The 21,122-nt window shown below is 73.8% G+C and carries 17 protein-coding genes and 1 riboswitch; of the genes, 12 read left to right on the forward strand and 5 right to left on the reverse strand.

Features of this window, described 5'->3' with window-relative positions; translation table 11 throughout:
* The first annotated feature begins 19 nt into the window (after positions 1 to 19).
* The 3 genes from ACFFKU_RS11970 to ACFFKU_RS11980 are packed head-to-tail and all read left to right on the forward strand — an operon-like array spanning position 20 to position 3,207.
* The gene (locus ACFFKU_RS11970) at positions 20 to 1,366 is read left to right on the forward strand and encodes a M20/M25/M40 family metallo-hydrolase (RefSeq protein WP_380138203.1); all 1,347 of its coding nucleotides are present in this window, start codon (positions 20 to 22) and stop codon (positions 1,364 to 1,366) included.
* A gap of 37 nt (positions 1,367 to 1,403) precedes the next feature.
* On the forward strand, positions 1,404 to 2,387 hold the full coding sequence (locus ACFFKU_RS11975; protein ID WP_380138204.1) for an aldo/keto reductase: 984 nt from the start codon (positions 1,404 to 1,406) through the stop codon (positions 2,385 to 2,387).
* Between the two features lie 25 nt (positions 2,388 to 2,412).
* Positions 2,413 to 3,207, forward strand: coding sequence for an ABC transporter permease (locus ACFFKU_RS11980; protein WP_380138205.1), 795 nt, complete (start codon positions 2,413 to 2,415; stop codon positions 3,205 to 3,207).
* On the opposite strand, the gene ACFFKU_RS11985 is transcribed toward ACFFKU_RS11980, so the two are convergent.
* Positions 3,174 to 4,184, reverse strand: a complete 1,011-nt coding sequence (locus ACFFKU_RS11985) for a tyrosine-type recombinase/integrase (RefSeq protein ID WP_380138206.1) — start codon at positions 4,182 to 4,184, stop codon at positions 3,174 to 3,176. The two genes, ACFFKU_RS11980 and ACFFKU_RS11985, sit on opposite strands and share 34 nt — an antisense overlap.
* A 182-nt stretch (positions 4,185 to 4,366) precedes the next feature.
* Between ACFFKU_RS11985 and ACFFKU_RS11990 the strand changes: the two genes are divergently transcribed.
* Positions 4,367 to 4,960, forward strand: coding sequence for a dihydrofolate reductase family protein (locus tag ACFFKU_RS11990; protein ID WP_380138207.1), 594 nt, complete (start codon positions 4,367 to 4,369; stop codon positions 4,958 to 4,960).
* Between the two features lie 124 nt (positions 4,961 to 5,084).
* On the opposite strand, the gene ACFFKU_RS11995 is transcribed toward ACFFKU_RS11990, so the two are convergent.
* Entirely contained in the window at positions 5,085 to 6,224 is a 1,140-nt protein-coding gene (locus tag ACFFKU_RS11995; protein ID WP_380138209.1) for a DUF8426 domain-containing protein, read from the reverse strand.
* Between the two features lie 774 nt (positions 6,225 to 6,998).
* Between ACFFKU_RS11995 and ACFFKU_RS12000 the strand changes: the two genes are divergently transcribed.
* From ACFFKU_RS12000 to modA, 3 genes are all read left to right on the forward strand, one after another.
* A complete protein-coding gene (locus ACFFKU_RS12000; RefSeq protein WP_380138211.1) occupies positions 6,999 to 8,159 on the forward strand; it encodes an NAD-dependent formate dehydrogenase in 1,161 nt (386 codons plus the stop codon).
* A gap of 118 nt (positions 8,160 to 8,277) precedes the next feature.
* On the forward strand, positions 8,278 to 9,234 hold the full coding sequence (locus ACFFKU_RS12005) for a LysR family transcriptional regulator (protein ID WP_380138213.1): 957 nt from the start codon (positions 8,278 to 8,280) through the stop codon (positions 9,232 to 9,234).
* A gap of 9 nt (positions 9,235 to 9,243) precedes the next feature.
* On the forward strand, positions 9,244 to 10,023 hold the full coding sequence (modA, locus tag ACFFKU_RS12010) for a molybdate ABC transporter substrate-binding protein (protein ID WP_380138215.1): 780 nt from the start codon (positions 9,244 to 9,246) through the stop codon (positions 10,021 to 10,023).
* 30 nt (positions 10,024 to 10,053) lie between these two features.
* Here modA and ACFFKU_RS12015 read toward each other — a convergent pair whose 3' ends face one another.
* Entirely contained in the window at positions 10,054 to 12,819 is a 2,766-nt protein-coding gene (locus ACFFKU_RS12015) for a SpoIIE family protein phosphatase (RefSeq protein WP_380138217.1), read from the reverse strand.
* Positions 12,820 to 13,009: 190 nt separating this feature from the next.
* On the opposite strand from ACFFKU_RS12015, the gene ACFFKU_RS12020 reads away from it, so the two are divergent.
* From ACFFKU_RS12020 to ACFFKU_RS12040, 5 genes are all read left to right on the forward strand, one after another.
* Positions 13,010 to 13,393: an ATP-binding protein gene (locus ACFFKU_RS12020; RefSeq protein ID WP_380138219.1), complete on the forward strand. Its 384-nt coding sequence runs from the start codon at positions 13,010 to 13,012 to the stop codon at positions 13,391 to 13,393.
* Between the two features lie 61 nt (positions 13,394 to 13,454).
* Positions 13,455 to 13,567, forward strand: a riboswitch (SAM riboswitch).
* Positions 13,568 to 13,844: 277 nt separating this feature from the next.
* Positions 13,845 to 15,557 carry a nitrite/sulfite reductase gene (locus ACFFKU_RS12025; RefSeq protein WP_380138221.1) on the forward strand — a complete coding sequence of 571 codons (1,713 nt, stop codon included), beginning with the start codon at positions 13,845 to 13,847 and terminating at the stop codon, positions 15,555 to 15,557.
* Positions 15,554 to 16,276, forward strand: a complete 723-nt coding sequence (locus ACFFKU_RS12030; protein WP_380138223.1) for a phosphoadenylyl-sulfate reductase — start codon at positions 15,554 to 15,556, stop codon at positions 16,274 to 16,276. Before ACFFKU_RS12025 ends, ACFFKU_RS12030 begins: the two co-directional genes overlap by 4 nt.
* Positions 16,273 to 17,226, forward strand: coding sequence for a sulfate adenylyltransferase subunit CysD (gene cysD / locus ACFFKU_RS12035; protein WP_380138225.1), 954 nt, complete (start codon positions 16,273 to 16,275; stop codon positions 17,224 to 17,226). The genes ACFFKU_RS12030 and cysD overlap by 4 nt, the downstream gene beginning before the upstream one ends.
* A 17-nt stretch (positions 17,227 to 17,243) precedes the next feature.
* Entirely contained in the window at positions 17,244 to 18,857 is a 1,614-nt protein-coding gene (locus ACFFKU_RS12040; RefSeq protein WP_380138226.1) for a GTP-binding protein, read from the forward strand.
* Here the strand turns inward: ACFFKU_RS12040 and ACFFKU_RS12045 are convergent.
* Entirely contained in the window at positions 18,829 to 20,295 is a 1,467-nt protein-coding gene (locus tag ACFFKU_RS12045; protein WP_380138227.1) for an FAD-dependent monooxygenase, read from the reverse strand. The two genes, ACFFKU_RS12040 and ACFFKU_RS12045, sit on opposite strands and share 29 nt — an antisense overlap.
* Positions 20,292 to 21,122, reverse strand: coding sequence for a nitroreductase family protein (locus ACFFKU_RS12050; RefSeq protein ID WP_380138229.1), 831 nt, complete (start codon positions 21,120 to 21,122; stop codon positions 20,292 to 20,294). Before ACFFKU_RS12050 ends, ACFFKU_RS12045 begins: the two co-directional genes overlap by 4 nt.

Below are 21,122 nucleotides of genomic sequence, written 5' to 3' on the forward strand. Positions count from 1 at the left end.
GGCTACTACCGTGGCGCGCGTGACGTCCGACACCGTGAGCCAGGGCACCGGCCCCACCCCGACCGACGCCGAGGCCGAGGTCGTGGACCTGTGCCGCGACCTGCTGCGCATCGACACGTCGAACTACGGCGACGGGTCGGGGCCGGGGGAGCGCGAGGCGGCCGAGCACGTCATGGCGAAGCTCACCGAGGTCGGTCTCGACCCGCTCTACGTCGAGGGTTTCCCCCGGCGCGGCAACGTCGTCGTGCGGATCCCGGGGGAGGAGCGGGGGACGGCCGAGCGCGGTGCCCTGCTGCTGCACGGGCACCTCGACGTCGTCCCGGCCCAGGCCGCGGACTGGAAGGTCGACCCGTTCTCCGGCGAACTGGCCGACGGCTGCCTGTGGGGCCGCGGCGCGGTCGACATGAAGGACATGGACGCGATGCTGCTCGCGGTCGTCCGGGAACTGGTGAGCAGCGGTCGGCGCCCGCCGCGCGATCTCGTCGTCGCCTTCCTGGCCGACGAGGAGGCCGGCGGACCCCAGGGGGCCCGGTGGCTGGTGGACAACCGACCGGAGCTGTTCGAGGGCGTCACCGAGGCGGTCAGCGAGGTCGGCGGTTTCTCGGTCGACGTCGACGGGCACCGGACCTACCTGCTGCAGACCGCCGAGAAGGGGATCGCCTGGCTCCGGCTGGTGGCGCACGGCCGGGCCGGCCACGGGTCGCAGGTGGGCACCGACAACGCGGTGACCCGGCTCTGCGCGGCCGTCGCCCGGATCGGGGCGCACGAGTGGCCGCTGGAGTACACCCCGACCGTCCGGCAGTTCCTCGACGGGGTCTCCGAGATCACCGGCGTCCCCTTCGACGAGCGCGACCCCTCGGCGCTGCTGGCCCGGCTCGGGACCACGGCCCGCTGGGTCGGGGCCACCCTGCAGAACACCTCGAACCCGACCCAGCTGCAGGCCGGCTACAAGCACAACGTGATCCCCGGCTCGGCCAGCGCCCTGGTCGACTGCCGTTTCCTGCCCGGACGGCAGGAGGAACTCCTCGCGACGATCCGCGAACTGGCCGGGGAACGGGTGGACGTCGAGGAGGTCCACGTCGACACCGCGCTCGAGACGGAGTTCGCCGCCCCGTTGGTGGACCGGATGCGCGCTGCCCTGGAGGCCGAGGACCCGGGAGCCGGTGTCCTCCCGTACTGCCTCTCCGGCGGCACCGACAACAAGTCCTTCGCCCGGCTGGGCATCCGCGGCTACGGTTTCGCCCCCTTGCGGCTGCCCGCGGGGATGGACTTCGCCGGCATGTTCCACGGCGTGGACGAACGCGTGCCGGTGGACGCGCTGGAGTTCGGGGTCCGGGTGCTGCGACGGTTCGTCGCCAGCGCCTGACCGCGCCCCCGGGTTCCGCCGAACGTAGGCTCGCGGCATGCAGACGAGGACGCTGGGCAGGACGGGTCGCACGGTCGGGGTCGTCGGGATGGGGTGCTGGCAGATCGGCGCCGGCTGGGGCACGGTCGCCGAGGACGACGCCCTGGCCACGTTGGTCGCGGCCGCCGACGCCGGGGTCACGTTCTTCGACACCGCCGACGTCTACGGGGACGGTCGCAGCGAGGAACTCGTCGGCCGGCTGCTCGCCGAGCGTCCCGACGCCGGCCTGGTCGTCGCGACCAAGATGGGACGGCGGGCCCAGCCGCACGAGGCGGCGCAGTACACCCTCGACGCGTTCCGGCGCTGGAACGACCGGAGTCGCGAAAACCTCGGTGTGGAGACCCTGGACCTGGTGCAGCTGCACTGCCCGCCGCCGCCGGTCCTCACCACCGACGCGGTCTACGACGCGCTGGACACCCTGGTCCAGGAGGGCCGGACCCGCGCCTACGGGGTCTCGGTCGAAACCGTCGAGGAGGGGTTGCAGGCGGTGGCCCGGCCGAACGTCGCCAGCGTCCAGATCATCCTCAACCCGTTGCGGCGCAAGCCGGTCGAGGAGTTCCTGCCCGCCGCCGCGGAGGCCGGGGTCGGGGTCGTCGTGCGGGTGCCGCTGGCCTCGGGCCTGCTCTCGGGTCGCTACGACGAGAGCACCACGTTCGCCGCGGACGACCACCGCACCTTCAACCGGCACGGTGAGGCCTTCGACGTCGGCGAGACCTTCGCGGGGGTGCCGTTCGACGTGGGGGTGCTGGCCGCCCGCCGGATCGCGGCGATCGCCGGCGAGACCCCCTCGGCCGCGTTCACGCTGCGCTGGATCGTCGAGCAGCCGGGCGTGAGCGTGGTGATCCCGGGGGCCCGCAACCCCGAGCAGGCGCGCGCCAACGCGGCCGCGGCGGACCTGCCGGCCCCCGACCCCAGCCAACTCGACGCGGTGGCGGAGGTCTACGCCGACCTCGTCGCCGAGCACGTGCACGACCGCTGGTGAGCGGGGCGAGGACCACGCCTCGGCCGTGAGCGGACCGGGTGGCCTGCTCCCGACGCTGCTGGGCGTCCTCGCCCTGCTGCTGGTGTCGGCCGGGGTGCTGCGGGTCGCCGGGGTCCGGCTGGGGGCCGGCCCGGCCCTCGCCGTGGCCCGGGGCGCGGCGCAGCTGGCCGCGGTCGGAGCCGTGCTCGGTGGCGTCCTGGACCACGCCCCCCTCGCCGCGGCCGCCGTCCTGGCGGTGATGCTGGCGACCGCGGTCTGGACGGCCGGGCACCGCATCGCCGGCATCGCCGGGGTCCGCGCCGCTTCCCGGGCGGTGGCGTGCGCCTGCGCGGCGGGCGCGACGGTCGTCCTCCTGGTCGTCTTCCTGGTCGGGATGCTGCCGTTCGAGGCGCGTTACGTCATCGCCCTGGGCGGGATCGTCCTGGGCGGCTCGATGACCGCAGCGACCCTGGCCGGGCGGCACCTGCTCGCCGGTCTACGCTCGCGCGCGGACGAGGTGGAGGCCTGGCTGTCGCTGGGGGCCACCCCGCGCCGGGCGGTGGTGGACATCGCCCGGGGAGCGGTCCGGGAGTCGCTGGTGCCGGTGCTGGACCAGACCCGGACGACAGGGCTGGTGACGCTGCCGGGCGCGTTCGTCGGGGCGCTGCTGGCGGGGGCCTCCCCGCTGGAGGCGGCCCGCTTCCAGCTCGTAGTGCTGACCTCGCTCATCGCGGCCGGCAGCGTCGTCACCGTCGTGGTCACGACGATGCTGGGCGCGCCGCGGACCCATCCGCGACCGGAACCGGCTCAGGCCCCCGCGGCGCGGCGCAGGACGGCGTAACCCGCACTGCCCGCCGCAGCGGTGCGCAGTTCCTGCGCCCCGGCGTCGACGTACTGCTGCGAGGTGGTCAAGGACTGGTGCCCGAGCAGGCGCATGACCTCGACCGCACTGGCTCCCGCGGCGACGACCTGGGTCGCGAAGGTGTGCCGGAGCGCGTGCACGGAGGCGCCCCGGGCCACCCGGTCGTGGACACCGGCCGCCCGGTAGGCGGTGCGCACCAGGTACTGCAGCTGGTCGCGACTCATCCGGCGGCCGCGGACGTCGACGAACATCGCGGCGTCCCAGGGCAGCGACCCGCGGCGGGGGAACCGCGCCGCGCGTGAGGTCAGGTAGCGGGCGAGCACGTCGTCGAGCACGTCGCCCACCGGGACGCTGCGTTCGGCGTTGCCCTTCCCGCACACCCGCAACCGACGTTCACCGCGGGCCCCGGCGAGATCCCCGACGGTCAGCCCCAGCAGCTCCGCGCTGCGCAGACCGCACACCAGGAGCGTGGCCACGACCGCGAGGTCGCGCTCGGGCCAGGGGTCGCGGGCGCCGTGACGCGCCACGGCCACCGAGGTCAGCAGGAGTTCCGTAGTCGACTCCCCGCGCAGGGGTTTCGGGGCCGGACGGACCGGGCGCGGGCGTTGGACCCCGTCCATGGGGTTGCCGGGCAACGCCTCCTCGGCGACCAGGAACGAGCAGAACCCGTTCCACGTCGACCAGCAGCGGGCGATCGAACTACGCGCGTGGTCGCGGGCGAAGTCCGCGAAGGCGCTGCGCAGCGTCCGCACCGCGAGATCGGCGACGGACAGGTCCGTCGAACCGGTCGCCAGGGCGAGCCGGGGGAGCAGCGCCGCCACGTCGCGGGAGCGGGCGGCGGTGGTGTGCGGGGATTCCTTGCGGGGGAGCCGGGCGATCTCGTAACCGTGGAGGGCGGCGGGGAGGGGGGTGCTCGCGGTGATCACCGCCGGGACCCCGCGGGACGGGGGAGTCATGCACCCAGCGTAGGACGACGGGGGAGTCGTGTCAAGCAAACGCGTTGCAGCACAACGCTTCTCGTGGATCTGGAGTCGCGTGGGGGAGCGGGACACGAACTCCGCATACTTGCGGTTATGCGTTCTCCGGGGTGCAGCACCCGGGGCTGGTGGCGGTCGTGCCCGGCGAGGATGATGTCGGCATGACCACGGTCGTGTACTACACCGCCTCGACGCTGAACGGTTTCCTGGCCACCGAGGAGGACTCGCTGGACTGGCTGTTCGCGGTGCCCGGTGCCGACGAGGCCGCCTCGGGGACCTCGGCCGGATTCGCCGCCCTGATGGCCCGGACCGGGGTGCTGGTGGAGGGGTCGACCACCTACGAGTGGGTGCTGCGCCACGAGGATTTGCTGGCCCAGCCGCACCGCTGGCGGGAGTTCTACGGCGACCGCCCGACGTTCGTGTTCACCCGACGGGACCTGCCGCGACCGGCGGGGGCCGACGTGCGACTGGTGTCCGGAACGGTCGCCGAGCACTGGGCGGAGATCGAGGCGGCCGCGGTGGGACGCGACGTCTGGGTGGTCGGTGGGGGTGACCTCGCCGGCCAGTTCGCCGACGCCGGTCGGCTCGACGAGATCCAGGTGAGCGTGGCTCCGGTGACGCTGACCTCCGGGCGTCCGTTGCTGCCGAGGACCATCACCGCGGAGCGGTTGCACCTGCGCGAGGTGCGACAGGCCGGCCAGTTCGCCGAACTCGTCTACGACGTGCGGGCGCGGCCCGCTGAAGGTCGCCCATGAGTTCAGCGGGCGCGGCGCTGACGAGCACAACTTCGCCGACCCGATCCGCACCGTCGCCAGGAGTCGTGGCCACGGCCGGCCGTCGCGCTGAGCATCGCCCGGCCACGCAGTCCGCCACGCGCCCTCAGATCAGTGTGCCGGTGAGCCGGAGCACGCTGACCACGGTTGCTGCGCAGGCGTCCAGCAAAGCGGTGTTCCGGGGCTGAGCCGAAAGGTTTCCCCGCGGGGTGGCCTGCGCCAGCGTCACCTCTTCGGTGGCATCGAGAGCCTGGTGTATCGCGAGCTCCAGGTAGCGGATGTCGTCGCTGGAGAAGGGGTGCGCACCGCTGCGCACCAGCAGCGCCCGGCGCCACTCCGGTTTGGTGGCCCGATGGGAGGACAGCCGACCACGGAAGTCCTCACTGAGGCCCACGTACGCCCACGGCTTCACGATCAGAGTGGTGGTCAGCGTCCGCTCGATGCCCGTGCGCACTGCGGCGTGCGCGAGATCGGTGCCCGTCAGGACGTACACCCCGGGGGAGCCGTCCCACTCCGTGCCGGGATCGATGTGCCGGGGGACCTGGTCCATCACCAACGCCGGGTGGTGGCACGTGATCCTCGTCCGGCCTACCTCGTCCAGAGAGACGTCCAAGTCCGCCCGCGCAAGTCCTCGGGTCGCCGTGACCTTCGCGGGCGCGACCGGGCCATCGAGGGATGGGGCCCAGACCGCTGAGGTCACGGTCGGCGCAGCAGAGGAGGCGACGCCGGTCGGCGACGTGGTCGCTGAGTCCCTGGGGGTCGGCGGCTCGGCTCCAGCCGGCAGTGGTCGGAGCCGTGTCAGCACCGATCGCAGCTCGGCCTCGACCGCAGTGGGCCGGAACACGGTCTGGATGGCCCCGAGACTGTTCAGGACCGCCTCCCCGACGGTGTCGTGGTCGAAAGTCCCTAACCACGTCACTCGCCGCCGGTGCGGCCCAGAGGCGGGGTCCTCAGGGTGATGCTCATAAGCGCCGACCCGCCCCACCAGATAGTCCCGCGACAGCTGCAGCCGCGGGGTGACGACCAGGTCCCCGGCGCTCATGCGCAACGCGAAAGAGATCAGCTGCCCGGTCGCGTTGCGCTGCCTTGCATCGACTACTCGCGCGCGCAGATCCGCCTCGGACATCCCCGAGACGTCGTCGCTCGCGACGTCGCGAAAACCAACTGCAATGTGCCTCTCTTGGAGGAATTCCTGCGCGAAGCGGGCCTTCTCGCCAGCCCGCACGACCCAGATCACACCGTCCATCTGACCATCTCACCATCTCACTCCAGTCGCCTGGGCGGCACGCTTCCGCTCCCGCACGAGAACTGGCAGCTGCGCATCATGGTGTAACCCGCCGATAATCGACATTATGTCATTAAGGCGATCCCGGACGACGCCGTCGGACTCGCTGACGGGATCCCCCGGGTCGCGGCCGCAGCCTGGAACGATCCGGTCGGATCCTTCGTACGGTCGCGGTGAGCGCGTCGTCCCGGCCCGCCTCGACCAGGAGGCCGCGCGCCGCGGACTGGGCGTCGTCAACGGTGTCGCACCGGGTGCTGCCGACGCCGTCGACCTCCAGCCGCCAGCCGTCACCGTCCGGACGCGCCCCGACCCAGAGGTGTCGCCCGTCCGCACCGTGCACGTCCGGGCAGTCGACCAGGCAGCACGCGCAGACGGGTCCGACCTCGGCGTCGGCCCGGTTCGCGCAGGAGCAGTCCGGGCACGCGCACGGCGTCCCGTCGACCACCTCGGAGAACTCCCCCGGGCCCGTCCCGTCAATGTCCACGAATGTCACGAGATACGTTGCCGCGCAACGCTATCCACATCCATTCCGACGCCCACCCCCTCGTCACGGCGTCCATCCTGCCGCAGAATCGAACACCCGGACAAGAGGCTCCCGGGAGAACTCGAACGATCATCCGTGTGCGGTGCCACCGATCAGCCGTGCGGAACCACGTGATGGACCCGGCCGCGGGCCCGTCCCGAGACTGACGGGCACCGCCGCCCGGCGGGGATCCGACAGAGAGGTCGTCCGTCATGGCCAAGGTGCTCCTGGTTCTCTACCCCGACCCCGTCGCGGGCTACCCGCCCCGGTACGCCCGCGACACGCTCCCCCGGATCGACGCCTATCCCAATGGTCAGACCCTGCCGACCCCGGAGGCCGTCGACTTCACCCCCGGTGAACTGCTCGGGTCGGTGTCGGGTGAACTCGGGTTGCGGTCGTACCTGGAGAAGGCCGGGCACACCCTCGTCGTCACCAGCGACAAGGACGGCCCCGACTCGGAGTTCGAGCGCGAACTCGTCGACGCCGACGTCATCATCTCCCAGCCGTTCTGGCCCGCCTACCTCACCCCGGAACGCATCGCCAAGGCGCCGCGGCTGGCGCTGGCCATCACCGCCGGCATCGGCAGCGACCACGTCGACCTGCCCACGGCCATCGAGCGGGGGATCACCGTCGCCGAGGTGACCTACAGCAACAGCATCGGCGTGGCCGAGCACACCGTCATGCAGGTGCTGGCCCTCGTCCGCGACTTCCTCCCCCAGCACCAGATCGTCCGCGACGGCGGCTGGAACATCGCCGACGCGGCGCAGCGGTCCTACGACCTCGAGGGGATGGACGTCGGAATCTTCGCCGCCGGCCGGATCGGGCGCGCGGTGATCGAACGGCTGGCCCCGTTCGGGGTCCGGTTGCACTACACCGACCCGCACCGGCTCCCCGCGGAGTACGAGCAGCGGTACGGCCTGACTTTCCACGACGACATCCGTTCCCTCGTGCGCGACATCGACGTGCTCACCGTGCACGCGCCGTTGACCGAGCACACGCAGGGACTCCTCGACGACGAACTCCTGGCGACCATGCGCCGGGGGGCCTACGTGGTGAACCCGGCCCGCGCGGCGATCGCCGACCGCGACGCGATCGTGCGGGCGCTGGAGAGCGGTCGCCTCGCCGGGTACGCCGGCGACGTGTGGTTCCCGCAGCCCGCACCGGCCGACCACCCGTGGCGCACCATGCCGAACCACGCGATGACGCCGCACACGTCCGGGACCTCGCTGCCCTCGCAGGCCCGCTACGCCGCCGGGACCCGGGAGATCCTCGAGGCCTGGTTCGCCGGACGTCCCCAGCGCCCGGAGTACCTCATCGTCGAGGGCGGGGCCTACGCCGGGACCGGTGCCCACTCCTACGCCGCCCGGGGCTGACTCCCCCACCGGGCCCGGCTGGTTGGATGACGACCAGCCGGGCCCGACCGTCCGTCGGACGTGACGGACAGGGCCGGGCCGGACGGGCCCGGGAACGGATTCTGCGAGAGGGGGGACCGTGCTGCTCACGCAGCTGGAGTACTTCGTCGCGGTCGCCCGCGAGCAGCACTTCGGCCGGGCGGCGGCCGCCTGCCACGTCTCGCCCTCCGGTCTGTCCGAGGCGATCCGCAAACTCGAGGTGGAACTCCGGGTCCCGCTGGTGCGGCGCGGTCGCGCGTTCGAGGGGTTGACCCCCGAGGGGGATCTCGTCCTGCTCTGGGCCCGCCGGATGCTGGCCGACCACCGGCACCTCCGCGACGAGCTCGACCTCGCCCGCGCCGAGCTCTCGACCACCCTGCGCCTGGGGGTGATCCCTTCCGCGGTGCCGCACGCCGCCGACCTCGTCACGGAACTCATCGACGCCCACCCGCTGCTGCGCGTGGAGATCCGCACCGGGCTCGCCACCGAGCAGATCCTCGCCGGGCTGCGGGCCTACGACCTCGACGCAGGCCTGGTGCACCCGGTGGACGCGACCGATCTCGCCCTGACCCCGTTGTCGCGCGACCGGCTCGTGGCGGTCGGCCTCCCGGAGCGGTTCGAGGGCGTCGGGACGATCTCGGGCACCGACCTCGCGGAGCTCCCGCTCGCCCTGCTCTCCCCCACCATGCAGGCCCGGCGCGACCTCGACGCCGCGTTCGCCGACCACGGGCTGCGCCTCACCCCGCGGGTCGAGGCGGACTCCGTCGAGGCCCTGGTGGACCTCGGCCGTGCCGGCCGGTGGGTGGCCGTGGTCCCCGCCCTCGAGGCCCGCGCCCGCCCCGGTCTGCGGGTCGCCGTGCTCGAGGCGCCGCGGGTCGAGATCACCGTGGCCCTGGCCCGGCTCGCCGAGGGTCCCCGCTCCCCGGTCGCGGCGGCCGTCGACGCGGCCGCGGCCGGGACGACCGGTCGTCGGCGACTCCGCAGGAGCGCGGGAGACCCCGCTCCCGGCCCGCGAACGCGGACCGGCCAACAGCAGTCCGACCGAGGCTGCGGATAGACTGACCGGGTGCTCCTGTGCCGCCTGGGCCTGCTGGCCACCGCCGGTCTCCTGCTGGCCGGGTGCGCCGACGCCTCCGCACCGCCCGCCTCCCCGTCGGAGGCGAAGGAGCACGAGCTGACCGTCTTCGCGGCCGCCTCGCTCAGCACGACCTTCACCGAACTCGGTCGGCAGTTCGAGGCGGCCCATCCCGGGACGACGGTCACCTTCAGCTTCGCCGGGTCCTCCGACCTGGCCGCCCAGATCCTGCAGGGGGCGCCGGCCGACGTGTTCGCCGCCGCCGACCAGAAGAACATGGCCAAGGTCGGCGACGCCGGCCTGACCGCCGGGGAACCGGTGGCCTTCGCCACCAACGTCCTCGAGATCGCCACCGCCCCCGGCAATCCCGAGGGGATCACGTCCCTGGCCGACCTCGCCCGTCCCGGGCTCGACGTCGTCGTCTGCGCCGAGCAGGTCCCCTGCGGGGCCGCGACCACGAAGGTCGAGGAGGCCGCCGGGATCGACCTGACCCCGGTGAGCGAGGAGAACTCCGTCACCGACGTCCTGGCCCGGGTCACCTCGGGCGAGGCCGACGCCGGCCTCGTCTACGTCACCGACGTCACCGCGGCCGGGAGCGCGGTCACCGGGGTCCCGTTCCCGGAGTCGGCCCGGGCCGTGAACACCTACCCCGTCGCGACCCTGAAGGATTCCGCCGAGGCCGACCTCGGCCGGGAGTTCGTCCGGTACGTCACGTCGCCGGAGGGGCGAGGCGTCCTGCGCGCCGCCGGGTTCGGCGCTCCGCCTTCCTGATCGCGCCCCGCTCCCCCCGCGGGGAGCGCCTCACCCGCCGTCGTCGTCCGCCGGGATCGTCGGATCGGCCGGCACGTGCGGCGGGACCCGCCGCGGCCCGGCCACGGCCGGCCGGGGCCGGTCCTGGGGGTGCAGGCGCACCGCGACGACGGCCACGTCGTCCTCCGCGACCCCCGGCAGCATCCGGGCCAGCGTCTCGTCGACGAGGGTGTCGAGGTCCGGTCGGCCGGCCGCGACGTCGGCGAGCGTGCGCTGCAACCGGTCCAGCCCCTCGGCGAGGGACTGGTCGCGGCGTTCGACGAGCCCGTCGGTGTACAGCAGGACGGTCGAACCCCGCCGCACGACGGCCTCGTGGTCGCGGCGCCCGGTCTCGGGCACGACCCCCAGCAGGAGGTCCGCGTCGCCCCCCGTCAGCGCGGCGACCCGACCGTCCGGGGTGACGACCATCGCCGGCGGGTGCCCGGCGTTGGACCACCGGACGCGGGTGACACCGGCCCGCAGATCGTCCGGCGTCTGCTCCAGGCGGGCGAGGACGGCCGTCGCCGTGGTCTCGACCTGGAGGTTGGCCAGCACGCGGTCGGTCTTGGCGAGGATCTGCGCCGGGCTCTCGTCGGCGAGGGCCCCGAACCCGCGGACCAGGGTGCGGACCTGGCTCATCGCCGCCGCCGCCTGGGTGTCGTGACCGATGACGTCGCCGATGACGAGGACCGTGGCCCCGCCGGGCTGCAGGAAGGCGTCGTACCAGTCCCCGCCCACCTGGGCGGCCTCGGCGGCCGGGGAGTACCGCACCACGATCTGGCTGTGGTCGGGTTCGGGCGGGGCCGAGAGCAACGCGCGCTGCAGCCCCTCGGCCAGGTCGCGCTGCTGGCGGTAGGACCGGGCGGCGTCCAGGGCCAGCCCGGCGCGGTCGGCGACCTGGGCCGCCGTGGCCAGGTCCTCCGCCCCGAGCGCGGGACGGTCGGGCCCGGAGAAGACGCTGAGCAGACCGACCGTCCGCCCCCGCCCCCGCAGCGGGAAGATCGCCCCCGACGCCGGGGCGAGCTCGGCCAGGAGCTGTCGACCCTGACCGTCCGACGTCAGGTAGGCGGTCAGCGAGCGGGTGGCGTCGGGCACGAGGACCGGACGCCCTTCGCGCAGCGCCCGCCAGACGAACGCCTCGTCGCCCAGCTCGTCCAGGCGGACGGCGGCGTACCGGGACAGGACCTCGCGCCGGTCCTCGTCGCGGTGCCAGGACCCCACGTCGCGCACCCCGCGGCGCAACCGGCTCATGCCGGCCTCGTCGCCGGCCGACCCCACCCCGGCTCCTCCGGGGAGCGCGGCGACGTCGTCGACCACGCTGACCAGGCACCAGTCGCCCAGCGCCGGGATGACCAGTTGGGCGAGGTGCCCGACGGCCGTCTCCGCGTCGACCGTCCCCGTGAGCTCCGCGCCGATCGCGGCGAGCAGCTGGGCCCGGGCGGCCGCCGACTCGGCCGCCGCCTGGGCCTTCTTGCGCTCGGTGATGTCCAGGAAGTAGAGGGCCACGCCGTCGGCCTCCGGGGTGGCGCGGACCTCGTACCAGGCGTTCAACGGCTCCGGGTAGTAGGCGTCGAAGGACACCGGCCGCCCGGTCCGCGCGGCCCGCCGGTACCCCTCCTCGAACTCGGTGCCCACCGTGCCGGGGAACAGGTCCCAGATGACCTGCCCGACCAGCTCCTCGCGCGGGCGGCCGAGCGCATGGACGGCCTGCGCGTTGACGTACCCGATGCGCCACTCGCGGTCCATCGACAGGTACCCCACGGCCATCGTGTCGAGGATCTGCTCCGAGCGGGTCGAGGTGGCCCGCAGGCCGGTGATGTCGTAGGCCGCGCCCAGCAGGCGCACGGGGGTCCCGTGCGGGTCGACGAGCGCGGCCCCCCGGGCGGCGATCCAGCGGTCGATGCCGTCGAGGCCGGCGATCCGGTACTCGGAGCGGTAGTCGCCGCCCGCCCGGCAGGCCTCCTCCACGGCGGCCACGGTCGCCTCGCGGTCGGCGGGATGGATGTGGGCGTAGACGTCCTCGGCGTCCCCGCCGAACGTCTCCGGGGTGAGGCCGGACAGCTCCAGCAACCGGTCGTTGAGCACCAGCTCGCCGGTGAGGAGGTCCAGGTCGAACGTGCCGAGCTCGGCCGCCTCCACGGTCAGCTGGCCCAGCGTCCGGCTCGTCGCCAGGTCCAGGCGCACCGCGGCGAGCTCCAGCTCGTCGGCGGCCGCCGCCGCGACCAGCGTCAGGCGGTGCCTGTCCTGCGCGGTCCAGGTCCGGGCCTGCGCGTCGACCACCCCGACGACCCCGACCACCGATCCGTCCGGGGCCCGCAGCGGGACGCCCAGGAAGGCCGCCGCCGCGCTCCCCGGCCCGGTCGGATCCGCGGTGTCGGAAGCATCGGGCAGCGCCAGCGGGTGATCCGTGGCGACGACCCGCGCCTCCCGGGCTGCGAGCCATCCGTCCGTCGCTCCCGCCCCGGCCTCGACTCCGACCCTGACACCGACCCCGGTACCGGCGGCACCCACGACCCGGTGCTCCGGGCCGACGAGGACGATGCGGGCCGCGGACGCGGAGAGCAGACCCGCGGTGAGCTCGGCCAGGCGGTCCAGGTGGGCCGCGACGGCGTCGGCGCCGGACTCCCCCCGCAGACCCTCCAGCCAACGGCGGACGGTCGCCGACCGCGCCGCGCCGTCGACGGGTGTCCCGGACCCTTCGGACCCGGGGGGCCCGGGGGGCCCGGGGGGCCCGGGGGGCCCGGGGGGCCCGGGGGGCCTCGTCCTCTCCTCCGGCACGCTCCGACCTCCTGACGCCGTGGTGCTCTGGCGTCGAGCCAGGGCTGCTGCCGGGCCCATCCTCCCCGATACGGTCCCGGAACCCTCCCCGACCCGCGTCCCGACGGCCGCGATCTCGCCCCAGGGTCACCACCCGTCACCGGGACACGATCCACCGCGCGGGATCCGACGTCGCTGCCATGATCGGCATGTGTGCGACGTGACTCCCGACGTGGAGCTGGCCCTCCCCCTCGACGCCCGTGCGGTGTCGGCGGCCCGTCGCTTCCTCCGCGAGGCGGTCTGCCCGGTGCACGCCTCCGCCGTCCTGGAGGACGCGGAGCTGCTCGTCTCCGAGCTCGTCACCAACGGCGTCCGCTACGGCCTGCCGCCGATCACGGTGGCCGTGCGCTGCCGGGACGGGTCGGGGCTCACCGTCGAGGTCAGCGACTCGGCCGCCCGCGAACCGCAGCCCCGCAACGCCGCCCCCGACGACGAGAGCGGCCGGGGGATGCGACTCGTGGACGTCATCAGCGACGACTGGGGAGTCTCCCCGACCGACACCGGCAAGACCGTCTGGTACCGCCTCAAGGTGTGACCCGTCCCGGTTGACCCGTCCCGGTTGACCCGGTCCCGGGCCACCGCCTAACGTCACCCCCGGTCACGAGCACCAGCGTTCAGCCCCGGCTTGCTGGTCGGCAACCCTCCTCCGCGGCGGGGTGCCCCGGGTGATGACCGGGCCCGGGTCGTCCGATCCGGGCAAGCGCTGACCGCGGAGGTGTCGACCGTTGCCCCGGACCCGTCCCGTGCCCCGACCGGCCCCGCCCGGTCCCCGGGTGATCTAGCCTGGCCCCGATGCCGACCACCGGACTGCGCCTCGTCGCGCGGCTGCACCTCGACCTGATGCGGATGCAGACCGCCGGGTGCTGCCGTGCGTCCGCCGCCACGTCCCCCGCCCCGTTCCCCGCAACGGATCCCGCCGTTCCCGTCGCTCATCCCCCCTGCCGCTGAGGTCCCCACCGGGGACCGATCCCCTCTGAGGTTCATCCGTGACATCGGTCCCCGCCCGCACCGCCCCCGCCCGTCCCCGCGCCGCGCGCAGCAACGGTCAGTGGTCGGTCGACGGCACCGCGCCGCTCAACCACAACGAGGAGTTCAAGCAGGCCGACTCGGGTCTGAACGTCCGGGAACGGATCGAGCAGGTCTACTCCCGCGAGGGCTTCGCCTCGATCGACCCCGACGACCTCAACGGCCGGTTCCGCTGGTGGGGCCTCTACACGCAACGTCGGCCCGGCATCGACGGCGGGCGCACGGCCCAGCTGACCTCGACCGAACTGTCCGACGAGTACTTCATGCTGCGGGTCCGCGTCGACGGCGGCGCGCTGAGCACCGAGCAGCTGCGGGTCGTCGGGGAGATCTCCACCGAGTTCGGCCGGGACTCCGCCGACCTGACCGACCGGCAGAACGTGCAGCTGCACTGGGTGCGGGTCGAGGACGTCCCCGAGATCTGGCGGCGGCTGGAGGCCGTCGGCCTGCAGACCACCGAGGCCTGCGGGGACTGCCCGCGCGTGGTGCTGGGTTCGCCCGTCGCCGGGATCGCGGCCGAGGAGATCCTCGACCCCACCCCGGTCATCGAGGAGATCGTGACCCGGTTCATCGGCGACCCGGAACTCGCGAACCTGCCGCGCAAGTTCAAGTCGGCGGTCACGGGCCACCCGAGCCAGGACGTCGTGCACGAGATCAACGACATCTCCCTGGTCGGGGTCGTCCACCCCGAGCTCGGCCCCGGGTACGACCTGTGGGTCGGCGGCGGGCTCTCGACCTCGGCGCACCTGGCCCGCCGGCTGGGGACCTTCGTCGCCCCGGCCGAGGCGGCCGAGGTGTGGCTGGCCGTCGTCCGGATCTTCCGCGACTACGGCTACCGGCGGCTGCGGAACAAGGCGCGGTTGAAGTACCTGATGGCCGACTGGGGCCCGGAGCGGTTCCGCGAGGTCCTGCAGACCGAGTACCTGCACCGGGAACTGCCCGACGGCCCACCCCCGCCGGTCCCGGTCGGGCGCGGGGACCACGTCGGCGTGCACGAGCAGAAGGACGGTCGTCGCTACGTGGGGCTCGCGCCCACCGTCGGACGGGTCAGTGGCAGCACGCTGCAGCGGTTGGCCGACCTGGCCGAGTCCGCGGGGTCGCGACGGGTCCGGTTGACCCCGCACCAGAAGGTCGTCGTGCTCGACGTGGACCCCGAGCGGCTGGACGTCCTGCTGACCGGCGCCGAGGAACTCGGGATGACCGCGAACCCGTCCCCGTTCCGACGGACCACGATCGCCTGCACCGGCATCGAGTACTGCAAGCTCGCGATCGTGGAGACCAAGGCCACCGCGGCCGAGGCGATCAGCGATCTCGAACGCCGGTTGGCCGACCTCGACCTGGACACGCCGATCACGCTGCACGTCAACGGGTGCCCGAACTCCTGCGCCCGGATCCAGACCGCCGACATCGGGTTGAAGGGTCAGCTCGTCCAGGACGGTGACGGCAACCAGGTTCCGGGTTTCCAGGTCCACCTGGGCGGCGGGCTGGCCTCCAGCGACCGGGCCGAACCCGGCCTGGGGCGCACGGTGCGCGGGTTGAAGGTCACCGCCGACGGGTTGTCCGAGTACGTCGAGACCGTCGTCCGTCGCTACCTCGACACCCGCACGACCACGGCCGAGGGAGTCGAGACGTTCGCCTCCTGGGCCCACCGCAGCGACGAGGAGGCCCTGCGATGATCGACCTGGAAACCCCCCGCCGGCGCGAGCTGCGCCCCGAGGCGGACCTGCGCGCGCTGGTCGAGGAGGGGCGTGCGCTCGGTGAGGTCGGGGCCGAGGAACTCCTCGCCTGGGCCGCGGACGCGTTCCCGGGAACCCTGGCCGTCGCCTGCAGCATGGCCGACGCCGTCCTGCCCCACCTCGTCGCGCAGGCGGCTCCCGGTGTGGACGTCCTCTTCCTGCAGACCGGGTACCACTTCCCGGAGACCCTGGGCACGCGCGACGCGGTCGAGGCGACGATGCCCGTGCGCATCGTCGACGTGCTGCCGGAACTGACCGTCGCCGAGCAGGACGAACGGTTCGGGGCGCGGTTGCACGACCGGGACCCGGCCGCCTGCTGCCGGATGCGCAAGATGGATCCGCTGGCCTCGACGCTGCGCGGGTACGAGGCCTGGGTGACCGGGGTCCGCCGCGACGAGGCCCCCACCCGGGCGGCCACCCCCCTGGTGACGTTCGACGAGCGGCACGGCCTGGTGAAGCTGAACCCGTTGGCCGCGTGGAGCTTCGACGAACTGGTCGACTACGCCGTGGACAACGGCGTCCTGGTCAACCCCCTGCTGCACGACGGCTACCCCTCCATCGGGTGCCGTCCCTGCACGGCACGGGTCGCACCGGGTGCCGACCCCCGTTCGGGCCGATGGGCGGGGACCGCCAAGACCGAGTGCGGGATCCACCTGTGACCGCCCTGGCCGAGACCGCGCCCGTGGCCGACGGGGTGGACGGGACGCCGGACCTGCGGGTCGACGAACTGCGCGCGCTGGAGGCCGAGGCCGTCCACATCATCCGCGAGGTCGCCGCCGAGTTCGAACGGCCGGTCCTGCTGTTCAGCGGCGGCAAGGACTCGATCGTGCTGCTGCGGCTGGCCGAGAAGGCGTTCCGCCCGGCCCCCGTGCCGTTCCCGGTCCTGCACGTCGACACGGGTCACAACTTCGCCGAGGTCCTCGACTACCGCGACCGGCGGGTGGCCGAGGGCGGGCACCGGCTCGTCGTGGCGAGCGTCCAGGAGAGCATCGACCGCGGCCGGGTCCGCGAGGACGGCCCGAACGCCTCCCGGAACCGGTTGCAGACGCGCACGCTGCTCGACGCACTGGCGGCGGGCGGTTTCGACGCCGCCTTCGGCGGGGCGCGCCGCGACGAGGAACGGGCCCGGGCGAAGGAACGCGTGTTCTCCTTCCGCGACGCCGACGGCCAGTGGGACCCCCGCCACCAGCGCCCGGAACCGTGGTCGCTCTACAACGGAGTGATCCACCGCGGCGAGCACGTCCGGGTGTTCCCCCTCAGCAACTGGACCGAGCTGGACGTCTGGCGCTACATCCGCGCCGAGGACCTCGAACTGCCCGAGATCTACTTCGCCCACGAGCGCGACGTGGTCGAGCGCGACGGGATGCTGCTCGCGGTGTCCGAGTTCGTCACCCCGGGCCCCGCCGAGACCGTGCAGCGGTTGTCGGTGCGGTACCGGACGGTCGGCGACCTCACCATCACCGGGGCCGTGCGGTCCACGGCGAGAACCCTCGACGCGGTCATCGAGGAGATCAGCGCGGTCACGGTCAGCGAACGCGGGCAGACCCGGGCCGACGACCGCACCTCGGCGGCGGCCATGGAGGACCGCAAACGGGAGGGGTACTTCTGATGCGGGAACTACTGCGGATGTCCACGGCCGGTTCGGTCGACGACGGCAAGTCGACCCTGATCGGCCGGTTGCTGCTGGACACCGGATCGCTGCCGACCGACCACCTCGCTGCCGTCGACGGGCCCGGGGGCCCCGACCTGGCGGCGCTCTCCGACGGGCTGCGGGCCGAACGGGAGCAGGGGATCACCATCGACGTCGCCTACCGGTTCTTCTCCACCGCGCGGCGCAACTACGTCCTGGCCGACACCCCGGGCCACGAGCGCTACACGCGGAACATGGTGACCGGAACCTCGAACGCGCACCTGGCGATGCTGCTGGTCGACGTGCGCGCGGGGGTGCTCGACCAGACGCGTCGCCACGCCCGGATCGCGACGCTGCTCGGGGTCCCGCACCTGGTGGCGGCCGTCAACAAGATGGATCTCGTCGACTTCGACGCCGACCGGTTCCACGCCGTGCGCCGCGAGCTGGACGAGGTGGCCGCCAAGCTCGGCGTGCCGATGCTGGTCGTCCCCATCGCCGCGAAGGACGGCGACAACGTCGCGCGGCGCTCGACCCTCACCGACTTCTACGAGGGCCCCACCTTGCTGGAGCACCTCGACACCGTCGAGGTCGCCCCGCCGGACCACGGAGCCGGACGGCTGCGGCTGCCGGTGCAGTGGGTGTCGCGACCGGTGGCCGGTCGCGGGCGCACCTACACGGGACGGATGGCCGCGGGCACCCTGCGGGTGGGTGACGAGGTGCTCGCCCTGCCCTCGGGGGCACGCACCCGCATCACCGCGCTGGACACGCTCGACGACGACCGTGACGTCGCCGTCGCCGGGCTCTCGGTGACCGTGGAGCTGGCCGACGAGGTCGACGTCGGCCGCGGCGAGGTCCTGGTCTCCCCCGGGGCCGGCCCGGTCGTCACCCGGGAGCTGCGCGCCCAGGTGTGCTGGATGGCCACCGAACCCCTGCGGGTCGGGCAGACCCTGCTGCTGAAGCACACGACCCGTACGGTGCGGGCCGAGGTCACCGCCCTGCACGACCGGCTCGACCCGGGCACCCTCTCCGAGCACGAGCGACCGGAGTCGTTGCAGCTCAACGACATCGGCGAGATCACCGTGCGCACCGCGACGGACCTGGTGGTGGAGCCGTACGTCGAGAACCGGGACATGGGGGCGTTCGTCCTCATCGAGGCGCACACCCACGACACCGTCGCCGCCGGCGTGGTGCGTCGTGCGGTGCCGCGGCGGCGGGGCACGACCACCGCCGCCGGCGGTTGGATCGCCCCGGCGGGTGGCGACCGCGGCGGCGTGGCCGTCCTGCTCACCGCCGACGCGCCGGTGCCCGCCGAGACCCTGGCCGACGGGGTGCGGGCGGAGGGTCGCGACGGCTACGTGGTCGCAGCCGCGAACCTGCGCCACGGTCTGCTGGAGGACCTGCACGAATCGGCCGCCGACCGGCGCGAGGCGTGGCGGCGGACCACCGAGGTGCTGCGGCTGCTGGTCGACGCCGGGGTGGTGGCTGTCCTCGACGTGGCGGACGCGGCGACCGCGCGGGCGGTCGCCGACGACCTCGCCCGCAGCGGGCACCGGAGCGTGATCGACCCGGAGGCCCCGGAGGTCAGCGGCCCGGTGGACCGAACCACCTGAGCAGGGCCGGGCGCAGTCCGTCGGGGTCCTCCCCCACCCAGGCCACGTGCCCGTCGGGGCGCAGGAGGACCCCCGCGGACGGCCCGACCCCCGGTACCGGGCCGGGAGCGGCCACGGTCCGCACCCGTCCGCCCCAGGGCGCGGCGGACGACGAGAACCGCGCGTCGCGGTCGAGCAGCAGACCGCCCCCGGTGCGGAACTCGGCGTAGAGGGTCCCCCGCTCCAGCGGGAGGTCCCGCAACCGCCGCCCGACCAGGGGGTGGGGGTCGCCGAGGTCGTAGCGGACCCCGATCGCGGTGATCTTCTCGACGAGGGTCCGGTTGACCTCGGGGAGGTCGACCAGTTCGGTCAGCAGTCGTCGCACCGCCTGCGGACCGGGCTCGGTGGACAGGAGTTCCGACTGGGCCCGGGTCAGGGAGAGGACGTCGGCCGCGACCGGATGGCGTTCGGCGTGGTAGCTGTCGAGCAGGCCCTCCGGGGCGGTGCCGGCGGCGGCCGCGGCCAGTTTCCACCCCAGGTTCAGCGCGTCCTGGAGGCCGAGGTTCAGCCCCTGCCCGCCCGTGGGCGGATGGACGTGCGCGGCGTCGCCGGCCAGCAGCACCCGCCCGGTCCGGTACCGCTCGGCCAGCCGGGTGGCGTCACCGAACCGGGAGGTCCAGCGCGGGGAGTGGACGCCGAAGTCGGTGCCGGCCACGGCCAGCAGCTGCGCGCGCAGTTCGGCCAGGTCGGGGCCGGGCGCCCCCCGGGCCGCGACCCCGGCGGCGGGCACGACGACCCGGAACAGCCCCCCGCCCACCGGGCCCACGCCGAAACGCTTCTCGGTGCGCCGCACGGCGACCACCCGTTCGGCGACCTCCTCGGCCGGCATCGCGACCTCGAGCTCGGCGATCAGGGTCTCGACCCGCGTCGGCTCACCCGGGAACGCGGTCCCGACGAGGCGACGGATCCGGCTGCGTCCGCCGTCGCACCCCACCAGATGACCGGCCCGCACCCGGTCTCCCCCGGCGAGCTCGACGCGCACCCCGTCGGCGTCCTGCTCCAGCCCGACCACCTCGACCCCGCGACGGATCTCGACCCCGAGGGACTCCGCGTGGGTGGTCAGCAACTGCTCGGTGCGCGGCTGCGGGATCGCCAGGACGTACCCGTGGGAGGTGTCCAGGTCGTCGGGCCACTGCGTCGACAACCCCGCGAAGAAACCCCCGGCCCGCACGACCCTACCCGCGGCGAGAAACCCCTCCAGCAGACCCCGCATGTCCATGATCTCGATGCTGCGGACGTGCAGGCCGAGGGAACGCACGACCGGCGAGGGTTCCCGGTCGCGTTCCAGGACGAGGACCCGGGCCCCGGCCAGGCGCAGCTCGGCGGCCAGCAGCAAGCCGGTGGGACCCGCCCCGACCACCAGGACGTCCACCGGCCCCGCGGGGTCGTCGGTGCTCACGGAGCCCCGGTCGGCTCGGGCGGCAACGGGTCCCCGGGGTCGTCCCAGCCCTCCTGCGGGGTGGCGCAGGAGTCGCGGAACACGTACTGCGAGGGCAGCCGCCGCTGCGAGCTGGACCAGTCGATGCTGGGACGGCGGGCGTGCTCGGGCAGGTACCCGATGCGGTACACCGCCATGAGTTCCAGGTCGTCGGGGACGGCGAACAACCGTTCCAGCTCCGCCCAGCGACCGGGGACCTCCATCGGGAAGGACACGAACTGGATCCCGAGACCGAGTTCCACGGTGGTCAGCCAGACGTTCTCCATCGCCGCTCCCATGCTGAACAGGGAGTAGAAGGCCGAGAGCTCCCCCGGCCGGTGCTCGGCCCGGTCGAGCAGCACGGCCAGCAGCAGGGGGGAACCGGCGACGAGATCCCGGTTGTCCGCCCCGAGGCGTTGGGGCACCCGTAGCGCGTTCATCGTCTGCTGCCCGAACGGGGTGAACACCAACCGGCGGAACGGTCGCAGCGCCGGCGGCAACCGGTCGAAGAGCATGCCGCTGCGTTCGACCGCCATCTCCTCCGGCGAGAACCGGAACCAGCGCCGGTACCGACGGAAGAACGCCCCCGAGCGCATCGCGGTCGTCATGGACTCCCCGCTGATGCGGGCCACCTCGGCGATGCGGGCCGGGTCCTCGACCAGGACGAACCGCCAGGGTTGGGAGTTCAGCTGCGAGGGGGCCCGGCCCGCGACCTCGACCAGCAACCGTTGGTGCTCCGCGCGCACCGGGTCGGGTCGGAAGGAGCCGTTGGTGGTACGACGCCGCCGGATCGCCTCGAGCAGTTCCAC

Source organism: Kineococcus gynurae (assembly GCF_042433995.1).
GTDB classification, from domain to species: Bacteria; Actinomycetota; Actinomycetes; order Actinomycetales; family Kineococcaceae; genus Kineococcus; species Kineococcus gynurae.

Coding starts and splice junctions, on each gene's coding strand:
- ACFFKU_RS11975 (WP_380138204.1), top strand. CDS start 1,404: ATGCAGACGAGGACGCTGGGCAGGACGGGTCGCACGGTCGGGGTCGTC.
- ACFFKU_RS11985 (WP_380138206.1), bottom strand. CDS start 4,184: ATGACTCCCCCGTCCCGCGGGGTCCCGGCGGTGATCACCGCGAGCACC.
- ACFFKU_RS11990 (WP_380138207.1), top strand. CDS start 4,367: ATGACCACGGTCGTGTACTACACCGCCTCGACGCTGAACGGTTTCCTG.
- ACFFKU_RS11995 (WP_380138209.1), bottom strand. CDS start 6,224: ATGGACGGTGTGATCTGGGTCGTGCGGGCTGGCGAGAAGGCCCGCTTC.
- ACFFKU_RS12000 (WP_380138211.1), top strand. CDS start 6,999: ATGGCCAAGGTGCTCCTGGTTCTCTACCCCGACCCCGTCGCGGGCTAC.
- ACFFKU_RS12030 (WP_380138223.1), top strand. CDS start 15,554: ATGATCGACCTGGAAACCCCCCGCCGGCGCGAGCTGCGCCCCGAGGCG.
- ACFFKU_RS12040 (WP_380138226.1), top strand. CDS start 17,244: ATGTCCACGGCCGGTTCGGTCGACGACGGCAAGTCGACCCTGATCGGC.